At 34.6% G+C, this 23,929-nt stretch carries 25 protein-coding genes; all 25 read right to left on the bottom strand.

Going from position 1 to position 23,929, the window contains the following annotated elements; genetic code table 11:
- Positions 1-133: 133 nt before the first annotated feature.
- Entirely contained in the window at positions 134-1,369 is a 1,236-nt protein-coding gene (locus tag Q0X14_RS14745) for a multiheme c-type cytochrome (protein WP_297840274.1), read from the bottom strand.
- Positions 1,370-1,402: 33 nt separating this feature from the next.
- A complete protein-coding gene (locus tag Q0X14_RS14740; RefSeq protein WP_297840271.1) occupies positions 1,403-2,647 on the bottom strand; it encodes an alginate export family protein in 1,245 nt (414 codons plus the stop codon).
- Between the two features lie 142 nt (positions 2,648-2,789).
- Positions 2,790-4,289 (bottom strand): ammonia-forming cytochrome c nitrite reductase, encoded by a 1,500-nt coding sequence (nrfA, locus tag Q0X14_RS14735; protein ID WP_297840267.1) that lies wholly within the window; start codon positions 4,287-4,289, stop codon positions 2,790-2,792.
- A 19-nt stretch (positions 4,290-4,308) separates the two neighbouring features.
- Positions 4,309-4,908: a cytochrome c nitrite reductase small subunit gene (nrfH, locus tag Q0X14_RS14730; protein WP_297840265.1), complete on the bottom strand. Its 600-nt coding sequence runs from the start codon at positions 4,906-4,908 to the stop codon at positions 4,309-4,311.
- A gap of 23 nt (positions 4,909-4,931) precedes the next feature.
- A complete protein-coding gene (locus Q0X14_RS14725) occupies positions 4,932-5,414 on the bottom strand; it encodes a hemerythrin domain-containing protein (protein WP_297840262.1) in 483 nt (160 codons plus the stop codon).
- 5 nt (positions 5,415-5,419) lie between these two features.
- Positions 5,420-5,929: a hemerythrin domain-containing protein gene (locus Q0X14_RS14720; protein WP_297840258.1), complete on the bottom strand. Its 510-nt coding sequence runs from the start codon at positions 5,927-5,929 to the stop codon at positions 5,420-5,422.
- On the bottom strand, positions 5,926-7,026 hold the full coding sequence (locus Q0X14_RS14715) for a 4Fe-4S binding protein (protein WP_297840255.1): 1,101 nt from the start codon (positions 7,024-7,026) through the stop codon (positions 5,926-5,928). Before Q0X14_RS14715 ends, Q0X14_RS14720 begins: the two co-directional genes overlap by 4 nt.
- A gap of 35 nt (positions 7,027-7,061) precedes the next feature.
- Complete coding sequence (locus tag Q0X14_RS14710; protein ID WP_297840253.1) at positions 7,062-7,493, bottom strand: Rrf2 family transcriptional regulator; 432 nt, start codon at positions 7,491-7,493, stop codon at positions 7,062-7,064.
- Positions 7,494-7,560: 67 nt separating this feature from the next.
- Entirely contained in the window at positions 7,561-8,349 is a 789-nt protein-coding gene (locus Q0X14_RS14705) for an ABC transporter permease subunit (RefSeq protein ID WP_297840249.1), read from the bottom strand.
- An 11-nt stretch (positions 8,350-8,360) separates the two neighbouring features.
- Complete coding sequence (locus tag Q0X14_RS14700; RefSeq protein WP_297840246.1) at positions 8,361-8,777, bottom strand: DoxX family protein; 417 nt, start codon at positions 8,775-8,777, stop codon at positions 8,361-8,363.
- 43 nt (positions 8,778-8,820) lie between these two features.
- A complete protein-coding gene (locus tag Q0X14_RS14695) occupies positions 8,821-9,276 on the bottom strand; it encodes a cbb3-type cytochrome c oxidase subunit I (protein WP_297840243.1) in 456 nt (151 codons plus the stop codon).
- A gap of 7 nt (positions 9,277-9,283) precedes the next feature.
- Entirely contained in the window at positions 9,284-9,589 is a 306-nt protein-coding gene (locus Q0X14_RS14690; RefSeq protein ID WP_297840240.1) for a metal-sulfur cluster assembly factor, read from the bottom strand.
- Positions 9,590-9,592: 3 nt separating this feature from the next.
- The gene (locus Q0X14_RS14685; RefSeq protein ID WP_297840237.1) at positions 9,593-10,858 is read right to left on the bottom strand and encodes a hypothetical protein; all 1,266 of its coding nucleotides are present in this window, start codon (positions 10,856-10,858) and stop codon (positions 9,593-9,595) included.
- Positions 10,855-11,673, bottom strand: a complete 819-nt coding sequence (locus Q0X14_RS14680) for a DUF2249 domain-containing protein (protein WP_297840235.1) — start codon at positions 11,671-11,673, stop codon at positions 10,855-10,857. The genes Q0X14_RS14685 and Q0X14_RS14680 overlap by 4 nt, the downstream gene beginning before the upstream one ends.
- A gap of 3 nt (positions 11,674-11,676) precedes the next feature.
- Entirely contained in the window at positions 11,677-12,393 is a 717-nt protein-coding gene (locus tag Q0X14_RS14675; protein WP_297840232.1) for an ABC transporter ATP-binding protein, read from the bottom strand.
- Between the two features lie 22 nt (positions 12,394-12,415).
- On the bottom strand, positions 12,416-13,648 hold the full coding sequence (locus Q0X14_RS14670; RefSeq protein ID WP_297840229.1) for a nitrous oxide reductase family maturation protein NosD: 1,233 nt from the start codon (positions 13,646-13,648) through the stop codon (positions 12,416-12,418).
- Positions 13,649-13,672: 24 nt separating this feature from the next.
- Complete coding sequence (locus Q0X14_RS14665) at positions 13,673-14,110, bottom strand: nitrous oxide reductase accessory protein NosL (protein ID WP_297840226.1); 438 nt, start codon at positions 14,108-14,110, stop codon at positions 13,673-13,675.
- Between the two features lie 7 nt (positions 14,111-14,117).
- Positions 14,118-14,693: a hypothetical protein gene (locus tag Q0X14_RS14660; protein WP_297840224.1), complete on the bottom strand. Its 576-nt coding sequence runs from the start codon at positions 14,691-14,693 to the stop codon at positions 14,118-14,120.
- A 14-nt stretch (positions 14,694-14,707) separates the two neighbouring features.
- Positions 14,708-15,016 (bottom strand): cupin domain-containing protein, encoded by a 309-nt coding sequence (locus Q0X14_RS14655; RefSeq protein WP_297840221.1) that lies wholly within the window; start codon positions 15,014-15,016, stop codon positions 14,708-14,710.
- A 14-nt stretch (positions 15,017-15,030) separates the two neighbouring features.
- A complete protein-coding gene (gene nosZ / locus Q0X14_RS14650; protein ID WP_297840218.1) occupies positions 15,031-17,001 on the bottom strand; it encodes a Sec-dependent nitrous-oxide reductase in 1,971 nt (656 codons plus the stop codon).
- A 29-nt stretch (positions 17,002-17,030) separates the two neighbouring features.
- Entirely contained in the window at positions 17,031-17,519 is a 489-nt protein-coding gene (locus Q0X14_RS14645) for a cytochrome c (RefSeq protein WP_297840216.1), read from the bottom strand.
- A gap of 276 nt (positions 17,520-17,795) precedes the next feature.
- Complete coding sequence (locus tag Q0X14_RS14640; RefSeq protein ID WP_297840214.1) at positions 17,796-18,758, bottom strand: YihY/virulence factor BrkB family protein; 963 nt, start codon at positions 18,756-18,758, stop codon at positions 17,796-17,798.
- The gene (gene purL, locus Q0X14_RS14635; protein WP_297840212.1) at positions 18,748-20,976 is read right to left on the bottom strand and encodes a phosphoribosylformylglycinamidine synthase subunit PurL; all 2,229 of its coding nucleotides are present in this window, start codon (positions 20,974-20,976) and stop codon (positions 18,748-18,750) included. Before purL ends, Q0X14_RS14640 begins: the two co-directional genes overlap by 11 nt.
- A gap of 175 nt (positions 20,977-21,151) precedes the next feature.
- Positions 21,152-21,454 carry a T9SS type A sorting domain-containing protein gene (locus Q0X14_RS14630; protein ID WP_297844763.1) on the bottom strand — a complete coding sequence of 101 codons (303 nt, stop codon included), beginning with the start codon at positions 21,452-21,454 and terminating at the stop codon, positions 21,152-21,154.
- The gene (locus Q0X14_RS14625; protein ID WP_297840210.1) at positions 21,450-23,924 is read right to left on the bottom strand and encodes a sialidase family protein; all 2,475 of its coding nucleotides are present in this window, start codon (positions 23,922-23,924) and stop codon (positions 21,450-21,452) included. The genes Q0X14_RS14630 and Q0X14_RS14625 overlap by 5 nt, the downstream gene beginning before the upstream one ends.
- Between the last annotated feature and the right edge of the window lie 5 nt (positions 23,925-23,929).

The raw sequence follows: 23,929 nt of genomic DNA, 5'->3' as shown, positions 1-23,929 counted from the left end.
TTGAGACTAATTTGTATAAAATATTAAGAAAGTTTTATAAATAAATTAAACTGCGGTAATAATACATCTAAATAAGAAAGGTTGCCTTCAAGAATTAAATTCCTTCAGGCCACCCTTAAATATTTCAGATTATTTAGCCTTTTTTATCTTTTCTCATCTGTTCTGCAAGTTCTTTAATCTCAGAAAGACTCCTCTGCATTTCACTCCATCCATACCACAAAGCATAATCAGGATTAGCATGGAATGTTCCCTGAAAAGTTCTCATTCTGTGTTCAAGAAACATAACAAATAATTTCTGCTCAATAACTGTTGGTGCATCGTGGAATGTTAACAACATAGGAAAAGCATAAGGATAATTAGCCGGTTTAGGAATTATCTGATCTTTATATAATCCGGCAACTATTCTGATAGCTTCTGCCATCAGATGATCAGCTTCCCGAATCATCTTATCACCTTTTTCAAGTTCAGCTTTTGCAAATTTCTCTGAATGACAATTTCCACAAGTCTTAATCATTTTGTTTCTTTCCTTATCGAAAGATTCCTGATCTAATCTTGCAACATCAGCTGCTTTAACTACATCAAGAAGAGCTGTTGGTTTTCCTTCAGGATCTAAAACACCCAGGGCTTGTAAAATTGTAATCTGATCATTTTTCCATCGCTCGTCCTCAGGAAGAGGAAGTTTAACAGCTAAAAATCCCCAGGCAGTTCTAACTTCGTGGTTTCCATCCTGCATATGGCAAGTCTGACAAGTTGGAGCAGATGTTCCTTCGGGAAGTGTTCCATTTTGTTTGAGAAGATATCTTACACCATGCTTTGAAGCGGAATACATTTCCCACTGTGGATGATCAAAACCCATATGACAGGTTTGACATGCCTGCGGTTGCTGAGCTTCAACCTTTGAAAATGTATGGCGTGTATGACATGCATCGCAGCTAGCAACACCATGTTGCTGGCCATCAGCTTTTAATTGTTTTATTTCATCATCAGATTTTAATCCAACTTTATGACAACTTCCGCAACCTTTCATTCCTTCAGTTAGATACATTGGTTGTAAATGGAATGTTGGCATTGCTTTCATAGATGCCCAACCTAATGCATGTTTGCCTTTACTAAACTGAGTAACCTGTGTTTCATGACATGTCTTACAAGTCTCGGGAGTTGGAAGAGAAACTTTATCAACATTGGAAGCATTTGTATGATCGCTTCCATGACAAGTTTCACAACCAACATCATTCTGTGAATGTTTACTAATCTGCCAATCGCTGACAATATTTGGAGTTACCATTTTATGGCAATTGACACAATTAGCCGCAGTAACAACAAAGCTTAGTGATAAAGTAATCACAAAAGCTGAAATGAATGTTTTCATATCCACCCCTGTATACTGAATAAATTATGTTAATTAAAGATTAGCTGTAATCATTAAATAAGTCCAGAATGCTATATCTTCTCGTGGAGAATAAAGACTTTTCATTATATCTGCCGGAAAGAAAAGACTGCCGCCCCAGGTAACATTTGTTCCCTGCGCAAATTTGTAAATTACAGTCAAATCAATTTCCTGTCCGAATGTATTTTGGTCAGAAGCTGATTTCTGATTTGACATAAAGTGATGAATATCAGCAGCAAAACCGAACTTGGAATCAACCGGGTTAAATGCTGCCTTGAGATAAAAATCATTTACACCCAAACCAAATGCATTTGACGGGAAGTAATCCATATATCCGTAAAATTTATGATTAGTTCCATAGCTTGGTAAATATGTATTTGATTTATCGGTTTTGGAAGGATCGATTCCTGAAAGTATATCAACACCAAGTCCGAATGTTGAGATTCCTGCATTGTAATTTCCGGAGACTGAAATCATATATGCACTTACATCTCTGACGCCTCTGCTGCCAAGTTGATATCCAGCTTCAAAGACTGTTGAAAAGTCACCGTAATTTCCCCAATATGTTCCACCAAAAGTAAATACTTCAATAGTGTTGGTATCCGGTCTTACATCTTTTCTGTCTATTTCATAGAATCCTGTTAAATCAAATTTACTTTTGTCAGAAATTTTATTCTTCTTGTAAAAACCATAAATGCTATGTGATGGTGTTTCCTGTTGTGGAAAAGGATAAATAGATGGAGAAGGATTATTAATAAAACTGACAGCTTCATTCAATGTTAATGCGAACAAATCCAGATCCCAGGATTCCGGCATAATTGAAAATCTTACGCCGTCAAAAGATCTTCCGATGTAGCTCCAATTTGAAGCACCAAAAAATCTTTCAGTCCCATAAATTATAGCAAATCTTCCTGCCTGAACAGTAAAATCAAGATCAAATGGTTTAATCAATTTTACATAACCTTGATATAAATCAACATTCGCTGTGTAAGTAGTCGGACTTCCTTCTTCACCAAATACTCTTGAATCCTGAAATTGAACAAAGAAATTCACTTTGCCGGAAAAGGTTTTTTCAACCCCAAGTCTGGTTCTCATACTCGTAAATGTGAGTGGATGAGTTGAATTGGAAAAATCCCGTCCATCAACTTCAGAACGAAGCTGAACTTGGCCGTTAAGTTTCCAACCATCAATCTCTTGCGAGAGTGTTAAATTTGATTGAGTCAAAAAAAAGATAGTAAACAACAGTATGATTTTTTTCATATAATACCTTTCAGAATTTGGTTAGCAGAAATTTATTTTTACCAGAAATACAGTTTATAAAAAATTCATTTTAGGTTCTTATAGAAATGTGTCACATCCCGGTTTAACAAAATGTGACACAATCAAATAAAATTATTTTTTTCTATTCTTTCAATTTGTACTCAAATAAATAACCTTGTCTTTTTCTTGCCTCTTCATCCCATTGTTTTGTTGTAGTATTCAAAAATTCTTTTTTAGCTTCTTTCAGCTTTGGCATATCTAGACCGATAAACTTCTGAGCTTTTTCTTTTGTTGAAATATCGGGAAGTTCGACAGGATATTTCCAACCTTGTTTTACAAACAAAGCAGCAAGTTCCCTTCTTGCCTGTTCACCTTTCTGAATAGCAGTGCCAAGAACCCGTAACGCTTCAACGGGTGCATGGAAGCCAAGTCCGTTTGCCGCAGCAACCCAATCCCATCTCCATTGAGCATGACGAATGAGTTTAAGAATTTCTTTCATTTGTTCCTGAGTAGCACCATTGTCCCAGGCAAATTTTGCTTCAATGTGCGCAGCTGCAATAGTCTTTTCTGCTATTCTTCTGAGTTCTTCAACTCTATCCTGCCTGTCATATACATCCTGAATTAATCTTGGTGTTTCTTCACGATGACAAACCTGGCAAGTGTTTGCAACATTGTTCAAAGGAGATTGAATATGATGGTCAGTAAACTTAACTCCACCTTCACTCTTATAAGGCATATGACAATCTGCACAAGAAACACCTCTGATGGCATGAATTCCGGTTTTGTATAATTCATAATCCGGATGTTGAGCTTTTAACATCGGAGCTTTGGATAATGCGTGTGTCCAATCAGAAAATTCTATCGCATCAAAATATGCTTCCATAGAATCAGCACTGAATCCTTTATCCCAGGGAAATGTTAAATACTTGCCTTCACCTTTGAAGTAATATTCAACATGGCATTGAGCACAAACAAGTGAGCGCATCTCTTGTCTAGAAAAACTATTTATATCTTTTCCCTGTCGCTGGAATGCTTCAATAAGTGCCGGACGAGTTATTCTTAAATTCATAGTTTTCGGATCGTGACAATCCTGACAACCGATAGGATTTACAATTTCAGAACCGATGTCTTTCCATTTTGCTTTGTAAAAATTTGTTGTTCCCATTTGATTCATCATTCGAGGGACATCAGTACTTTTACAAGTCCAGCAAGTTGCAGGCATTGGACTGTTTACATTATCACCCGTTCTTAAAGTATTTCTCACATCCTGAACTGCATAAGCATGACCTCTTCCCTGATTATAATCTTTAGAGAAAGCATAACCAGCCCACAGCACAACAAGTTCCGGATATTTTTCAAGATAATCAATCATCTTGGAACCTCCGTGCTTGCTTGCAAAATCCATATTCAATGTTTTAAGATATGATTCATACTCTCTCGGGAAATTTTCACCCCAGACTTCGTTTCTTGGCTCCCATTCGGCAATTGGTTTTAACATCTGAAGTGTATAAACTGATTCTGTTCTTCTTTCAATAATTGAAGATGCAAGTAATCCCAAAAGAAAGACGACCACAGCGGTGCCGAAAAACAGCAGCCAACCAAGCCATGGTTTATTTTTAATTATTTCACTTATTGGTTTCATAGATAATCTCCTGAAATTTTTAATTCGATTTTTTTAACCCTAAAGTCTCTTCCATCCAGGATGGAATTGGTGAACTTAGTTGTGGTACTCGTGCATAAGGAGCAGAAGTTAAACTGTTTACTCTGCCGTGAGGTGTTTCCCTGTGGCAGTCCCAACAGTAGCCATCTCCTTCTCCCTGAATTCTTTGTCCGGAAATTGCCCTTAATGAAATCGGATGAATTACATTCTGATGACATCTGATGCAGTTTTGCTGAACAGCATCTTTGCCAGCTTGTTTGATTCTGATAACCTGCGGTTCAAGACGGAATGTAAATACATACGAATGCCGCATACCATCCATCGCTTTGAAAAGATATGTGTTGACAATATTGTCATGTGGAATGTGGCAATCATTGCAGGTTGCAACTCTACCGTGACTTCCTCTTTCCCAAGTTGCAAAGTATGGTGCCATAACATGACAATTCACACAAGCAACCGGGTCATCTGAAAGGTAAGAAGTTGCGCGGGCAAGATGTAAAGTTAACAGAAGTAATCCAACACCTATTCCAACAAGAACAATTACCAAAAATCTCCATTGAGGAGGTGGAATAAGAGCTTTTAGTAATTGTATTGGTTTCATAGATGTGTATGTTTGTTGAATGGTTATGTTGAATTTGTTTTACAGGATTTTAAGAAATCTTTTCTAGATTGTTCAATTTTTGATTTGATAATTATTAGTTCATCTTCAGTCAGAAGTTCCTGAATCATATTGAATAAAATTCTTTCTTCTTTTCTGATATGTTCTTCAAGTTTACGACCAATCAAGTCCATTTCATCAATCAGGTTAGAAGTATTCTCCAGAGCCAGAATCTTTTCGTAAAAAAACTTATGTTCATTTACCAGTTCATCAATAAGAGCATCACATTCTTTTGATTTACCTTTTGCAGATGGGAAAAGAATTTTTTCTTCATCAGTAAAATGCTGAGTTAAATCATTCCTGAATGTTTCTATTGCATAATTCATTTTACCTTTTGGTTCGGTTGGTAAACCTTTATGAGGAGGAGCGTTCTTCTTTAAAAGCTGCGCAAGCATCAATCCCTTTTGATGATCTCTTGAAAGTTCTGCTATTGCCTGGTGTCTTTTCATTTTTATCAGACTAAAAATTTTTTTTCGAGTAATGCTGCTTTCGGAAAAAGAATTACATTTTCAAGATAAATTACTTTTCTGATATACTCAATAATATCATTGATTTTTTCTGCAATTGCAGAATTAATTTTTTTTTGACTTAGTTCATCATCAATTAATATTTTTAACCTCTCTGTTGCATCATTTATTGATTCGTGATCAGATTGCATCATATTTATTGGATTTACGACCGTCTCAAAGTAAGGTTTTTCAAAAGGTATTTCGTTACGAGCAGCTTTTGCCAAATTAATCAGATAAGGAAATAAAATTTTTTCTTCCTTATAAATATGATGTTTAAAGTCCTTTAAAATTTTTTCAAATATTTCCTGAAGTGCTTTTTCTGAATCAAGTTTTTCTAAAAGACTTTCGGGAAAAAACTTTTTGTCTTCCATAAGTTCATCATGCATTCTTTTTATTTCTTCAGTTATTTCATCTACTTCCATCTTTTTAATTTTGTTTAAATCTTCCGTTTTCAATTCCCTTTCACCTCAGATTTTATTTCATTGTTTGCCTGTTCATTAAGTTGTTTCATTGCATTAGGACCGGTTGGATGACCATAACTGTTCATCATTTTGTAGTGAAGTAAATATTCTTCTTTTGTTACTTTATTTTGCCAGTTACCTGTAAAGATTCCAAGTCCGGTTACGATTAAGAAAATAGAAACAATTCCGATCGCAACATACCTTTTGTTAATTTTTTTCTTTGACGGAAGAAGTGAATTTAACTGCAAAGTATCTTTAACGGGACAAACATCAACACAATTCAAACAAGTAGAACATTCATCTGAAATAACTGTTTTAACTTTATCGACTTTTATGAATGAAGGACAAGCTTTATTACACAAACCACAATCAATGCAGCTTGTTGTGTTTCTTTGGATTTTATTTGGACTGAGAAGAGAAAAAATCCCGAGTAATGCTCCATAAGGACAGAGGAATCTGCACCAAAAATTTCTTATAAAAATTGAAAGAACAAACAGAACTGAAATCACGATGAGTGAAGTTCGGGAAATGTTTGCGAAGAAATAGTACATCTTGATATCTGCAACAATATTATATGGGCTATCCAGAAAATATTTAATTGCAAGTGGTGTCATAAGAAAAATTACTGAGTAAATGAGAAATCCAAGCATCAGATATTTGAGACTTCGCAAAGGATAATCTAAAAATTTTGGAAGCTTTAATCTTCTCTTAAAAATTTTCTCACCGAAATCGCCAATTAATTCAGAAAGAAAACCAATTGGACACATCCAGCTGCAAAATGATTTTCCAAAGACAAGCGACATTAAAACAATTGCGAGAAAGATAAATAATCCTGCAGGATGAGCCTGATGAATTTCACCGGTTGTGAGCAGATAATAAAAACTCATAAACGAACTGATCGGAAGAAAGCCATCAACTCCGGGAGGTCTTTGATAGAAAGCTGAAGCTCCGTTTGTTTCGAGAAATCTTACGAAAAGATAAAACTCGACCCCAATCCAGATACATAAAAATGCAAAAAGAGATTGAACAGCAAATCTGATTTTTTGAATCCCCTTTTCGTTATTCCTGATTATTTTATTTTTCTTTTCCATAGCAGACCAAATTGTCTGATTAAAAAATAAATTTTTTAAATCTTTCCGATTTTGTTAATTGTTTTCTCTTTGAATTTGTCCATCGTTTCAGCGGCTAACATTTCGTAAGCTTTCGATCGTAACTCTCCCCATTTGTGATGAACCGGACAAGGTTTATCCGGCGAACAAGATGGGAAACCCAAAACACAACTGTTGAAAATATCCAAACCATCAATTGCAGCAACGATATCAATTAACCTGATTTGTGATGGTTGTTTTGCAAGCATAAATCCACCTGACTTTCCCTTCTTCGAATCAACTATTCCGCTTTCAGTAAGATTCTGAAGAATCTTTGAAACAAACTCTTTTGGAATTTTTAATTTCTTAGCAATCTCTTCGGAAGGGCAAACACAGCCAGGTTCTTTAGCAGCCATATAAAGTACTGCCTGAAGTCCGTATTCACATTTTTTTGAGAAGATTACAGTCATTTTTCAAAACCAGATTAAATTGTCTGATTAAAAATAAATGAGTTTTAATTAATTATCAAGCGTACTATTAAAAATCTTTCCTGTTAAAACTTCTCAAGCCAACAAAAAACGGAATTCCAATCCAAATTATAAGAGATATAAATGATATGATAATTCCCAAACTACTGCCATAAAATTTTTTAAAGAGAGCTCCCGTTAATCCAAGTAATGCTGAGATATCAAAATTCAGAATGAAGAGTGTTCTTGAAAGGTCTAACGGGTTAAGAAGTGTAAATGCAATAAGAAATTTTTCAATTGGATAATCCTGAAATAAATAAATGATGAGAAGCATAAAACCATCAAATACGATTGCAGTAATTAACCAGAAAAATATTGATATACTTAGTCCTTTTACTTTGTCAGTAATTTTTGTAGAAATTAAAAACGAAATTGCAATTGAAAGCAAAGTAAGAAGAGAGCTAATCAATACTAGTAATAATGTTAGGCTCAGTCCTTCAGAAAAATTTCCGAATAATAAAAATGGTAAAAGAATTCCTGTTACAAGACTAATTATCAACGGGAGACTGGTTCCTAAGAATAATCCAACAAACAAAGCATTACGTGGTATTGGTTGACACAAAATCATTTCAATGTATTCTCTTGAATTATAAAAATACATTGTGCCAAATATCAAACTAATCAGCGGAACGAGATAAACCGTAAGATTAAATAAACTAAGCAAAGCTTTCATGGTATTATTTTCAAATGAAAAAAGCGCATAAGAAGTAAGGAAGAAAAACAGAAAGAAGAAAATCACCCATTTACTTCTCAATACATTATTGAATTCAAATTTCAGGATTTTTGAAATGAGCTGCATTATTTTCTCACTTAATTTGATTTATGTGCTTTTTTACTGTCAACACTTAGTTCGCCTGAACCAAATAAAAAGAAAACACTGAGAAGAAATAATACCATCACAGATAGTTCAAGCGATTGACCGCTTGCAAGAAATCCTTTTGAAAGATGCACTAAGAAAACTGCTCCGAAAAGAATTGGTATCTGAATAAGTGCTGCTAATCGTGTGAACAATCCGATTGCTAACAAAAATCCACCAACAAGATGAACAATTGCGATGTAAGAATACATCCAGAAATATTTTTCACTTCCGGCAAGCTGCGTTAGTTTATTAGGGTCAGTAATAAATAAAAGTCCACGAATGAATAAAGCTCCACCAACAAAAATTCTGAGGAATGCATAAGCATAACTCTGGTTTTGTTCAAACCAATTAAAGAATTTTAAATTCATCTTGCCTCCCTAAAAAATATTTTTGACTTGATTAAAAATCATTTCAGAATTTTTCTCCTTTTGCCTCACGAATTTGACTGCCAACAGGTCTTATTCTTCCCCACATCGAATAGAAGAAAAGCATCATTGCAACAACCTGAATTATTGAACTGAGAGCTATTAAAATTCTCAGCAAATCAGATATCATAAAGTTAGATGTAACTTGAAAAATAAATCTTAATCCTGTTCCAATAGTCATCAGCCAGTAAGTAATTAAAATCAGGTCGGGATTATATCTTCTATCATCTTTTTCAGCTCTTGGGAAAAACCACAAAGCTACTCCCATTATCATCATCATTACAGAACCAACAAGAATTAAATGAGTGTGTGCTGAAATTAACTCCTGACTATATCCGGCCTTAAAGATGTATTTTGAAATTGACATATAGAGTCCGGTTAATATTCCAACTATCAGAAAGATTACACTGGTTTTAATAAAATATCTTACTGTGGTGAACATCTTTTAATTACATTCCCAATTGAAGTTTAGCTTCTTCTGACATTTTATCAGGTGTCCATTTTGGTTCCCATACAAGATTTACATTTACACTAATATCAGGGATTGTCATCTCAATGATTCGTTTTACCCAATTTGTGATGCTACCGTGCATCGGACAACCAGGAGTAGTTAATGTCATTGTTATATCAATATTGTTTTCTGAGATGTTTATATCATAAACTAAACCGAGATCTACTATGTTGATACCTATTTCAGGATCAATTACTGTCCTTAAGATATCAGTGATTTTTTCTTTAGTTATTTTGCTTGTCATATTCTAACTCCTGAAAATTTTAATCATATTGAATGAGAAGATTATAGAGCTGATAAGTAATATCGAAAAACCAAAAAGCAGAAGAACCTTTAGCTGAAATGATAAAGAAATTATTGAGATAACTAATCCTGAGATCATTAAATATAAATGATACTCTGCAAGTTTTTCATTAAACATATCCTTTAGCATTGGTACTTTTTCAATTCCAACTTTACTACTGTATTTATGATACCAAACCAGAAAAGGAACAATCTTATACATTTGTCCAACTATAAGAGTTGAAGCAAAACCAACTAAAAATAAAATTCCATACACAAGAGTTAAGTTGATTACATTCTCATAATTGAAAAACAGAAAAGAAAAATTTAATAAAGTTGTAATTCCAAGAATGAACAAAGAAATAGCAGTGAATTTTAAACCAACATCAAGTTTCTTCCTGATTCTTTTCCTGAAAATGACAGAAATCTGAATAAGATAAAGCAGCATTCCGGCGAAGATCACTGAACCAAATATTACATTATAGAATTGTGTGTCTGGATAATGCATAATCCAGTTTACTCCGAGCAATCCAATATTGATTAGAGCTACTGCCCAATTTGCGAGATTAAGTTTATAATCGTGTGAAAGTGTAAACATTGGAATAAGTTTAAAACTAACTCCCATTACAACCATTCCAACCCAGCCAACAAAAGCTGTAATTACATGAAGTTTAAGGTATTGCAGATGATTTAATTTTATAAATGGAGTGTCGAGATTAATTGAAAGTAAAAGTCCCGCAACAGCAGTTGTTAATAACCAGAAAATAGATGAAGCGAGATAAGTTCCTGTAAGATTCCATTTCTTCACTTTTACCATTGAAGCAATAATGTTAACTGAAAATATCAACATAGCTGTGTTTAATAAAACAGCAGGTAATGTAAAACTAAGTGCTGAACCAAAGTGCCAGAATTTATAAACAAGTAAAATGATTCCAAGAGAAAAAATCCAGAATTGAACTTCGGCAAGAATTGTACTGAATAATTTTACCTCGAGCACAACCGGCACGAGTTGAAACATTGCTCCAAAAATTATCATCGTAATAAATCCAAGTGTAGCGATGTGAGTGACAGATAAAATTTTCGGTTGAAAATGATGACCGCTTATATCTTCATAATTCAGAGTAAGCAATAAATTGAAAATCACAAATGAGATTATTGCAGCGATAAAATATTTAGCAACAATTCTGAAAGGTGGCGAATACGCACTTGCAATTTGATTATTCTGAATCATACATCTTTATGCTGTTTTTTGAAAATCAAAACTTTGTAGTAGTTGGAATCAATTTTATGAGCCGTTGCTTCAAAACCTCTCTCTTCAAGTTTAGGATAAAGCATTACTGGTTCGCGATGATGATGCACAAGTAGTATTGTGTTATCATCAAGCTCATTCAATTTTTCAAAAATTTTCATCATTGGTTCAGGTGGAGGAAGTTCACGAACATCAAGTTCGATTACTTTCTCAGTCTTCAATTCGCTTTCAGTCTGATCAAAAAGTTTATTTTCCATTTGTTTAAAATTTTCCTTCTTTCTGAAGAAGTAAACTTTGAATACATCGGCAGTTTTTTCCGTATAATGGTCAAAGCCTTTATTACCAAGTACAGAATAAAGTGGAATAGGTTCGAAAGAATTTATCAACAATAAAATTTCATCTTGTTTTAATTCTCTAATTTTTGACATAATATCATTAAACGGATCTTTTCCCTGTTCAAGAATTGGTCTTACATCAAGCTCAATAATTATATCTTCTGAAATTGATTTTAATTCATCTGGTTTGTTATCGTTTAAAGATTCAATTTTATAATTTTTGCTGATTGTATCTGACATATCAAAATCCTTTTTAATTGCTTTGTTTAATTCGATAAGTAAATCATCCGGATTAACTCCGGCAATGCTTGCAGCCTGAATGACATTAACTCTGCTTGCTAAAGTTTTTCTCAATATTTTATTTTCTAATTTTTTAAAGTGAGGACTTACTTTTATAAACACTTCAAGAGTTTGAGGATATTTATTAAGTATCTCCGATATTTTCATATCACTTGTAATCATATCTCAATTCCACAACGCTCTTTCTTCTAAAATTTTTGCTACAGCTTTCTCCAGTTTCACTTCACCTTTTTCTATTAAAAGATTTTGTAATGAACCTTTGTAATAAATCTTACCATCAAGCAGGAAAATAATTTCATCAGCAAGCTCTTCAACTTCACTCATTATGTGCGAAGTGAGAATAATTGTTTTTCCTTTTTTCTTTTCAATAAATACCATCTCCTTAAATCTGTTACTGATTACCGGATCCAGTCCGGCAGTTGGTTCATCAAAAATTAAAATTTGCGGATCGAACATAAGAGAAATTACAGCACTAAGCTTTTGTCTGTTGCCACCTGACAAAGTGCGAATCGCTTTGGTTAGCTCACCAGACAGTTCAAACTCTTTAATTAATTTTTCTTCAGGTTGATCTTTTCTGTTGCGTAAATCTTTTATCATACTCAAAACTTCATACAAAGTCAGATTTTCCGGATAGCGGGCAATTTGTGGCATGTAACCAATGTTGCTTCTGTAATCATAATCTCCGTTAATTTTTTTTCCATTAATTTCTACTGAACCAAAATCCGCTTTAACCAATCCGAGAATTATTTTAATTAAAGTAGTTTTGCCTGAACCATTCGGACCAACTATTGCAGTTACTTTACTTGTCTGTATTTCTGCATCAATTCCTTTTAATACTTCAAGCTTATTATACTTTTTTATGATGTTAGTGAATTTTATCATATTCAAAAAATATCTTTAAAGTTCATCTGTTTATATTTATTTGATACATACTCGGTTTATTATCTACAAGATCTACAGGAGTAAGTGACGGAATAACACTCTCTGTAAGGTTCAACAACTCTATGAATAAGCTGTTGATAAGAATCATTGATGTTTGCTGTCTTTCAACAATTACAGAAAACATTTTCACAGGACGAAAAGCTACATCACCAATTCCATCTTTGTTAAGATCGTAGCCGCTGTAACGACTCCAGTAATTACCTGAAAAATCATTAAAATTATTTCTGCTGTTAGTGAGAATATCGAATGAATTAGTAATAAAATTATTGCCGTAAAAATAATTATTCATTGAGTTTGCCATCAGTTTAATTCCCCACCCGTTGCTGATGAAATTATTCATTCGCACAGTAATCCTGCTGCATCCTTCAAGATAAAGCCCATTAGTATTTTTTTCGAAATGATTTTTTTCAATCAGGCAATCAGTCAAATCTTTAAGCAAAACTCCGAATGAAGCAGCGCCCCAATTGTTAATGAACTTGTTTTGCTTCATAGTTACATTTTTAGTGTACATAACCGCAACGCCAGCACCATTAGATTCAAAAGTGTTGTTTATGTAGCTGCAACTATCAGAGAACATAAAGTGTAATCCATAACGAAGATTGAATTTGCTGAAATTATTTTTAATCAGAGAATGCATCACAAATTCAAAATAAATTCCATCACGATGCCCGATAATAGTATTGCCTTCTATTGTTATTCCCTTGCTGTACCAGAGATGAATTCCATTACCGGAGCTGGTTTCAGTTTTATTTGATGCTTCCAGATAATTATTCCTGATTACACAGTTGTAAGATTTGGAGAGATAAATTCCGAAAAAATTATTTTCAAGAATATTATTTTCAATAACACAATCCGAAGACTCAACTAATTTTATAGCAGCATTCTCCTGCCGATAGCTGATTCCAGCATCAGTGATTTTAAATCCCTTAACTGTAACATTGTTTGCTTTGATTGTTAATACTTCATCTTTTTTATTTCCCTGAAGTACAGGATAATTTTCTCCTTCGAGCGCAAGGGGTTTATCGATTTTAATGTTATTGACTTTATAAATTCCAGATTTGAAAATAATAGTTGAACCTTCAGGTGCGCTTTCTAATATTTTTTCGACATTGTCAGAAGGAGTAACAACTAGACGGCTTTGAGGGTAAATATTGCTGCTAATAAATAATAAGAGTATGTAAATCAGATTTTTCATTTTCTAATTCTAATAACATAAAAATCACTCTTCGTTGGCAAGCTCAAACACTTCATTATAATTCATCTCCTGCCCACCATCTTTGTTGATAATTTCATTCAATTTGTCCTTTGATGCAACGCTAAGGACATTCATTCCCATTGGGCTTCTGTAAACATCACTTTTAAGAAAGAATGCATTTTTTAAGTTGATTAACTCTCCTGGTTGTGAAAAATCATTCACCCATTCAGAATGAATTTCTTCTTCCTTAATAAAACTTTTCTTGAATTGAAAAAGACATTCAATTGAATCGAACTTATAAATTTTATTTTTATGCGTAACAATTTCTGCGGCGTATTTATTATCTGTAATATTCATTTTACAGAATTCACAAATATCATTTCCATAGTCAATTGGTTCTGGTTTTGGTGAACAGGCTAAAAGTCCAAACATCATTATGAGAGTTAATAATCTGAATTTCATTGTGTCCTCAGGTTTTCTTTTTCTTATCAATTATCAATGCAATGAAAGCAAGTGCTACAGAAATTAAAATTATATAAGATGAAATTGTCGGAAGCGAAATTGCATTTATATTCAACAATTGTTTTGAGCCGATTAAAGGAGGTTGATAAGTCATACCAGGAACTTTAATCGGAGCATTCGGATCAAGATTATGTCCGTAATTATATTCCCACATATAAAAATCATAAAGACCAATTGCACCGAGAATTAAAAATAAAATTATCCAGATGTAAACCATTTTTCTGCTTCCTTTGAACGCATTGAACAAACCAAATGCTATCATAAATCCAATTGCGAAGGGCATGATTTTTAATTCGGGTATATCATCAGGATCAATATGTTTCATGCCGATGTAATGGTTTAAGCCATTGATATTCTGCAAGTCGTTTTCTTTCAAGCCTGTGATTTGATTTACCCATATTCGCAAGCCAAGTCCTTCTGGATATTGTGGTGCTTCGAGATTAATATTCCACAGAGGAAAGAAATAAACACCGATAAGAAGAATTGCAGAAATCAATAAAAGTTTTTTTGATGTTGGATGCATTTTATCATCTCTCTTTACTTAATCATAGTTAGTAACATTATTGTACTTTCAAGAGCTAGCAGTCCGTGAGGTATATTAGGAGGAAGGAGAATAATTTCTCCTTCCTCAACCTGAAATGGATTTCCTCCAATTGTTATCGTCATTCTGCCTTTAACGATCTGAACAAGAGCTTCGTATGGAGATGTATGTTCTGTTAAAGATTCATCTTTATCAAATGCAAACAAAGTTATATTTCCATTTGGCTTTTTAATAATCTGTCTGCTAACAATAGACTTCTCCTGAATTTTAATTGCTTCAAATAATTTCTCTTTCAAAATCTCCATACTGATTTCTCCTTTTATTTCTTTTCCGGACTTCCGGTGTAATAAACAAGTGGCACATTTGAATTTGCAGGCGATACTCTTACATAGCCCTGCATTTCCTGATGTAAAGCCGAACAGAAGTCTGTGCAGTAAAATGGATAAACACCTGGCTTCATTGGTTTCCACAAAATTGATTTTGTTTGTCCAGGCATTATTAGTAATTCAGAATTTGTCATTCCTTTTACAACAAAACCATGTGGAATATCCCAATCCTGCTCTAAATTGGTAACATGGAAATAGACATTGTCACCAACTTTAATTCCCTCGATGTTATCCGGTGCAAAGTGGCTTCTGATTGCAGTCATATAAACATGCACATTATTACCTTTTCTTTCAACACGAGCTTCTTTTTCGCCATTAGTTTTATACGGATGTTGATTTTCTTCAATCTTATAGAACTTAGTACTATTCTTCATTAAAATGTCAGCAGCAATTGCCTGTGCATAATGAGGTTCTCCAACTGTTGGAAAGTCGAGTAACATTTTCATCTTTTCACCGGTTATATCAATTAACTGAGCTGATTGAGTCAATTCCGGTCCGGTTGGAAGGTATCTGTCTTTTGTAATTTTATTTAACGCAATAACATATTTACCCCACGGCTTTTTGCTATCGCCACCGGGAATGCAAAGATGTCCGATTGAATAATAAACCGGAATTCTGTCAACCACTTCCCAGGTACCTAATTTCCACTTTACAATCTCTGATGAAATAAATGCTGAAGTATAGGCATAACCATTTCCATCAAATTCTGTATGTAGCGGACCTAAACCAGGATTCTGCACTTCACCAGCTACAACTGCATCATATTGAAGAACAGGTATTCCATCAACTTCACCGTCGAATTTCTTTTCTTCAATTGCTTTAATCATCTTGCTGAATGAGTGAACCGGAATTACTGTTGCGAGCTTACCACCAGCAACAATGTATTCACCTGATGGATCAACATCAACACCATGTGGAGATTTAGGTGTAGGTAAATAATAAATCATCCCCGGACAATCTTTAGGATCAAGCACAAGAACTTCTTTTTTAACATCACTAAATGCAAAATGCTTTTTCTCATCATAATAATTGTGATAGTATTTAGCACTCATTTTTTTAGCTTTGCCTTCTTTTACATACTTCTCTGCAAGTTTCCAATTAACTGCAGCAATAAAGTCTTTATCATTTTTCGAAGCATTAATTTCAAGAAGTGAATTTGCCTGTTCTGTATTATAAGAAGTAAAGAATGCCCAATCGTGTGAAGGACCTTTACCAGCATGTGCAAGATCATAATTAAAACCAGGAACAATTATTTGAAAAGCAAGGTTTAGTCTTTCTGTCTTTGGGTCAAGTGCAATAAAGCTAATTGTACCTTTAAAGTTTTCTTTATAAGAAGTTAAAGGAACATCAGCTTGAGGAATTGGTACACTAAAACGGGTTGATGCAACTATGTATTCAGTGTTTTCTGTAACAAATGGTGAAGCATGGTTTCCAGCTGAATTAGGAATTTCTACAATCTCTGTAGTTTCAAATGTTCTCAGATCAATTTTAGCAACTCTCGGTGTGTTATTTCCATTAATAAAGATAAATCTTCCATCAGGAACCCCATCAGTCATTGAAAGCTCAGGATGGTGAGCATCATCCCAGGGAATAAATCCATACGAAGTCATCAACATTGCCTTTGTATCTTCAGAATAACCATAGCCTGTTTCAGGATTTTGAGAAAAAACAGATACGGTTTTGAAATGTCTACCGGAAGGTAGTCCATAAACGCCCAGTTGTCCACTAAATCCACCTGAAGTAAAGAGGTAAAATTCGTCATAAGAGCCGGGAGCTACATAAACCTGAGAAGCAACATCACCGCTAATAGCATCTTTTGACTGCTGACAGCCAAAATAAAAAACAGCAACTGAGATAAAAGTTAAGCTTAAAATAATTAAGCTTTTTTTATTATTTGATTTCATAGATACCTCATAATTGATTTGTGATTTATTTATTTGCCCACTTCTCTGAAATATTCAAGTAATGCTCTTGCATCATCGAATGAAAGATTTTGATTTGTCATCTGAGTCATATATTCTGCTAAGAGCTTTTTAACAACAGGATGTTTTTGTTGCATTTCTTCAGGATTTAACATCATATTCATGATGAACTCCGGGGTTCTTCTTTTAATCACATCTCTTTGCGCCGGACCAACATAGCGTTCATCGAGTTTATGGCAAGCAACACATTTTGTATTAAATATCTCCTCCCCCTTTTTAACTAATTTTGGATCAATGGGTCCTAATTCGAGTTTTTGTTTCACCGGTCCAATTCCGTTCTCTAGTTCGAACTCAGAAAGTCCGGCAGATAAATCATTATTAACTGACTTTGTTTTGCTGAAGTCTGCAGCTTTTTGTTCATCTCCTCCACAGGAAGTAATCAGAATGGTAACCACAAGAACAAACACAAGCGGTAAAGCACTGTTTAACATTCTTTTCATTTGTTTCTCCTTTTATAATAAGACTTTTAAGTCTGATTTAATTTCAAAATAAAACTACACTATGATTCGTTCAAATTCAGATTTTTTTGTCTGATTAAAATTATGAAAATTTTTCTATACAAGTCAAGCATTATCTTTCATACCCAAGTTGATTTCTTCAAAAGATTGAAATAAAGCACATAGTTACTTTCAATCTATTTAAAAAATACATTATTGAAACTGTATTAGACTCTGGATGAATAGTTGAATGTTTTGTTTAAGAAGTAAATATGAAGATTATGATTTTCCGGAATTAATATCATTCCTTCTCTCATCAAAAAGTTTTCCGATTTCTGCACCGATAATAAAAACGGCAGCTGTGTAGTATATCCAAAATGCGATTACAACAAGCAAAGCATATGTACCATAAATTTTTCCCCAGGTTTGAAAGTGAGAGATATAATAACCAAAAGCAGTTTTGGCTCCAACCCAAAGTAATGAAGCCCAAATTGCCCCCATCAATGCAGAGGTTCGTCTTATTTTGCGTGTAGGCACCAACCGATAGAACAAATACATAAGAAACAATATTACAAGGAAGGAAATTAAAATTGTATAAAGCTGCTGAAATACAGGTGCATTAAAAAATTGCAGATACTCAGTTACATCCGCAATCTTTCTTAATAATTCAATAAAAGGTAAAGCAAGTATCGATGCAAAGAAAAGTAAAATAGCTACGATGATAATTAAAAAGTCCCTGAGTTTTCCTAAAAAGAAATTTACATCAACTTCCTGTCCGTTAATCTTATTTAAAACAGTTCGCATACTGCTGAAGAAACCACTTGCGGCAAAGAACAAACCGACAAAACCAATTATTCCTGCAGCGTTTTTGAATTCAACTACTTCATAAACACGACTGAATATTATTTGTTTTGTGAACTCAGCATATTGATCATAAGGAATTACTGTATTGATAAGATTTATTATCTGCAGTTCCATTTCCTCTGAACTCAGAAAATTTCCAAGTATCCAGAAAGCAATCAGAACAAGCGGTATGATGCAGGTAAAAAGTGAGAATGCAAGTCCACCTGAGAGTAAGAATACATGATGACGATCTATCCTGTCATAAAGACCGCCAAAGTAATGTTTGATGAATGACCAGACTTTTGCCCAGACAGGATTTAGATGAACCAGTAATCTTGCTTTGCGATAAAACTCATATAACTTTGACTCCTTTACTATTTCTAAGAGCTTATTCTTCACCGCTCATAATCTTTGGAATAGTGTTAAAGTAAATTTCTGATAGCTCATTCAAACCTATCTCAAAAAAATCTTTAATCTTAAGTGAAGTTCCTTTTACTGAACCTAATTTGATGAATGAGATGTTACTGAGTTTAAGTTCATGTTCAAGTTTAAGAGAATTTGATTCTGATGTCGAAATAATTATTCTTGTTTGAGATTCAGAAAATAAACTGAAATCTTTTCTGGATTTAATTGGAATTTGAACTTCACAACCAATCTGTTTTTCCTGGTTTACAATACAGCACTCAGCCAAAGCTGAAGCGACTCCTCCTTCGGTAATATCATGTGCAGATTTAATCAATCCTTTTCTTATAAGATTTAACACAATATCGTGCAATTTTTTTTCTTCATCAAGATTTATTTGCGGACAATCACCAGCGACAATGTTATGAATTATTTTCAAATACTCGCTTCCACCAATTTCTTCTTTGTCTTCACCTAATAAATAAATTACATCACCTTCATCCTTAAAGTAAGATGTTGTTATGTGTTTTAAATCTTCAACCACTCCAACCATTCCAATTGTTGGTGTTGGATAAACAGCTGCATCAGGAGATTCGTTATAAAAACTTACATTCCCACCTGTAACAGGAGTATCAAACTTTCTGCAAGCTTCTCCCATTCCCGATATTGCTTGTGCGAACTGCCAGTAAACTTCAGGTTTATATGGATTACCAAAGTTCAGGCAATTCGTAACTCCAAGTGGAACGCCACCGGAACAAACAATATTTCTTGCGCATTCTGCAACTGCAATCTTTGTTCCTTCTTTTGGATTAAGATAAACATACCGTGAGTTGCAATCTGTCTTCATCGCCAATGCTTTATTAGTCCCTTTGATATAAATTACTGCAGAATCACAACCAGGACCAACAATTGTGTTAGTTCTTACCATCGTATCATATTGATGATAAACCCATTGCTTTGAAACTATGTTAGGTGATGAGAAAACTTTTAAAAATGTTTCTTTAAGATCTTTTGGTTCCGGTAAAGTACTTTTATTAAACTTTCTTGTTTCTTTCAGATACTCAGGTTCTTTTTGATCACGGATATATACCGGAGCGCCACCACCGAGAACAAGTTCAAAAGCAGGAATGGTTGCTTTGCGCTCTCCCTGATAATCAATGTGTAGAAGACCATCATCAGTTACTTCACCAATAATTTCACAATTTAAATCCCACTTTTCAAAAACCTGTTTAACTTTATCCTCAAAACCTTTTTTGACACAGCAGAGCATTCGTTCCTGACTTTCACTCAGCATTATTTCATAAGCAGTCATTCCATCTTCCCGAAGCGGTACTTTATCAAGATTTATTTTCATTCCGGCTTTTCCCTTTGCACTCATCTCACTTGTCGAACAGGAAATTCCTGCAGCACCCATATCCTGAATTCCGATGAGCCAACCATTTTTTATAATTTCAAGAGTTGCTTCAAGTAAAAGTTTTTCTGTAAAAGGATCACCAACCTGAACAGATGGTCTTTTCGATTCAGACTTTTCAGAAATTTCTTCTGATGCAAATGTTGCACCGTGTATTCCGTCTCTTCCTGTTGATGAGCCAACAATCATTACAGGATTTCCGACGCCTTTTGCCACTGCAGAAGCAACATGTTTTTTGTTTACAATTCCAACTGCCATTGCATTTACAAGCGGATTGCCCTGATATGATTCATCGAAGTAAACTTCTCCGGCTACAGTTGGAACTCCAAAGCTGTTGCCATAATCTCCGATTCCACGAACAACACCGTCAAATAAATATCTTGTGCGAGCATCTTCTAATGAACCAAAGCGAAGTGAATTTAATGAAGCAATTGGACGAGCGCCCATTGTAAAAATATCACGCATAATTCCACCAACACCTGTTGCTGCTCCCTGATACGGTTCAACAGCTGAAGGATGATTATGGCTTTCAATTTTAAATGCTACTGCTAAGTCATCACCGATGTCAATAAGTCCGGCGTTTTCTTCTCCAGCCGCAACAAGCAACCTTCCACCGCTGCGTGGTAAAGTTTTTAATTGCGCAATGGAATTTTTATAACTGCAATGCTCACTCCACATTACAGAAAAAATTCCAAGCTCTGTAAAAGTTGGTGTTCGACCGAGAATTTTTAAAATACGATTATACTCTTCTTCAATTAATCCATGCTCTAAAGCAAGCTCAAGTGTAACTTCTGGTTCTTTCATGCAAATAAATAATTTTTCTGAAAAATTTTATTATGAAATATAAAGGAATGAAAAATAAATAGATAAGAGTTAAATCGGTGTCAATAAAAAAGCGGGCATTAAGCCCGCTGTTTTAACTTTAACTTCTGCCGCCGGCAGATAAGTTTTAACTTTTATTTCATCAGCAACATTTTCTTTACTGCTTTGAAGCTTCGCCTGCTTCTATTGAGTAGAAGTAAACTCCGCTTGTGAGATTACCGCCATCGAAGTTAACTTCATATCTGCCTGCCTGCTGCAATCCGTTAACAAGTGTTGCAACCTTTTCACCAATTGCATTATAAACAGATATATTAACCATTGCATCTTTGGCAAGCGAATATTTAATCAATGTTGAAGGATTGAATGGATTTGGATAATTCTGCTCAAGTGCAAATGTAAGTGGAGGATTTACTTCGACTTCAACAGTATTTGAAAATACATACTGACCATCATAATCAATTTGTTTTAGTCTGTATGTATATTTTCCATGATTTCACATTCTTATCAGTGAAGGTGTAGGATTTGTGTTCTGTTGTAGTCCCAAATCCTGGAACATAACCAACAACTTCAAAAGCTCCGCCGTTACTCCTCTGAATTTCAAATCCCTGATTATTAGTTTCAGTAGCAGTATTCCAAATAAGCTCAACATTTTCATTAACCGCTTTTGCAGTAAATGAAGTCAATTCAACTGGAATAACATAAGTTAGTTCGATATCATCAACATACCAGTTATCAATATTGAATGAATTTCCATTATAGAATAATGCTAACTTCAAATTTGCAGCATCTGAAGGGGGTGTAGTAAAGGATGTTGTGATTGTTTCTGGTCCAACATTTCCCGTAGGATTATTCAACTGCCATAAAGGAGTGTAAGTTGCACCATCATCATAAGTAACTGCAATTCCCATAACACCACTTGGATTAGCATACCAATCAAGATAATGTTTTAGAATCAAATCCAATTGAGTGTTGTTTGGTGCAGTAATATTTATAGACTTAAGATAAGAAGCACCGTTAAATGATGGAGTCCATGTTAAACGACATTCAGATGGATTTTGTCCGCCTGCGTTGTTGCTCGATTGAACAGACCAGTTTGTTAATCCAAGAGGACCAACAGGTGTCCAGTTTGCTAAATCAGGGAATGGTTCTATAAATAGTGTACCGGGAGATAATTCGGTTCTGAAAGACCAGAATGGACCACCAACACCGCAGGTATCGTTTTTACTTATTACTCTCCATCCATAATTTTTATTGTACTGTAATGGACCTGGAACTGCAATTGAAGAAATTACCGGACCATCATAAATCATTGATAGATTACCTGCTTCACCAAACCAAACCTCACACTGAGTTGCACCGTTTCCATTTGTCCAGCTAAGTTGAGAAATACTAATTGGTACATTCGTCAATCCATCAGCCGGAGTAGGATTACTAACAGGATCAACCGGGCAAGGAGGACCAACAGAAACTTCTGTAATCCATGCCTGATAGTTACCTGTTCTGTCATCAGTCCAGAATGGGTAAGCTTTGTTATTTGCAGCAGCTACTCCAATATAATCGCCCTGATAACCACCAGCCAATCCAGCAATTGGTTTGGGTCTGAAGTTTTGATCACTAACACGGAAGTTTGTGAAGCTTATACCGCCATTGTATGAAACAGCCATATAAACACCGGAACTATCATTTGTAGTTTCTCTGTTATCGTAGAAAACCACAAAAAGATTTCCTGTTGACTGATCTACAGTACACCAGGGGAAATACTGATCTTTACCATTATTCAATGCATCATCATTAACTCTTACTGGCGAACTCCAGGTAGCTCCGCCATCAGTTGATCGGATTAAAACAACATCGGGATCTGAGCCAGCAGGAGCAACGCCTCTTTGTGGCCAGGTTATATAGATGTAACCGTTATTTGGTCCGCCGCTTCTGTCAACAGCCATTGAAGGAAATGAAGCAACACGGATTGATGTGGGTTTTATATTTCCTCTGATACCAAAATTAAAATTGCCATTAGGAGTTAAAGCACCATAAATTCTTGATTTGGTCCAGGTAACTCCGCCATCAGTTGATTTAGCAAAGCCAATTGCATCTTCGCCACCTGGCCAGCTATCATAAATTGCAAAAGCAACATAAACTTCTCCATTTGGTCCTGTCTGGACATTAACGCCTTGTGCATGGCTGCCGGGATTTAATGAAGATGATAAATTAACCGCCGCACTCCAGTTTTGTCCGAAGTTTGTTGAGTATTTTATTACTGCATCATTATCATTTGCACCACCAAAGTCAGTCCAAACATCATATAATCTGTTCTCGTATGGAGAACCAACCATTTTATCAATCATAAGATGATTTTTATCAGCTAAGGAACCAGGATTTGGTGCAACGGTGTATGTTGTCCAGGTAGTTCCATTATCAGTTGAACGGGCAATACCTTGTCCACCAGGATTATCAATATATCCAACATAAAAATATCCGTTAGTGCCGATAACAACAGCGGGGTCGCCTGAGTTAGTTCCGAAAGGTGGATTATTAAAACCAGTCCAATTTGTATCACCACTTAATGTCCAATAAACACCGGTACCGTAAATAGTTGTATAAGGCCAATTTGTTGCATTTGCAGAAGCAAAAAGAATGTTGTCATTTAAGGGGTGAATATCTATACTAGTTTCAGATTGCGTTGAATTGTTCGAAGGTAAGATTCTAAAATTGGGATTTACCGTTATTCCACCATTGATATCATAAAATCTTTTTATATAATCTGCTTGTTGAAAATTATATTCAGACTTTCCAAAATCTCTATAGTTAGGATCAGGTTCTAATTTCGACCATTTTTTTTCTATATCTACAAAATTTTGAGAAAACAATATGTTTGAAAATAACACAATAAGTATAAGATTGATGAGCGATATTTTAAAGTTATTATTCATAATAA

It is taken from the genome of Ignavibacterium sp. (assembly GCF_025998815.1).
Lineage (GTDB): Bacteria > Bacteroidota > Ignavibacteria > Ignavibacteriales > Ignavibacteriaceae > Ignavibacterium.
Note: the sequence above shows the minus strand (reverse complement) of the source record. Positions and strands in the feature narration are given on the sequence as shown.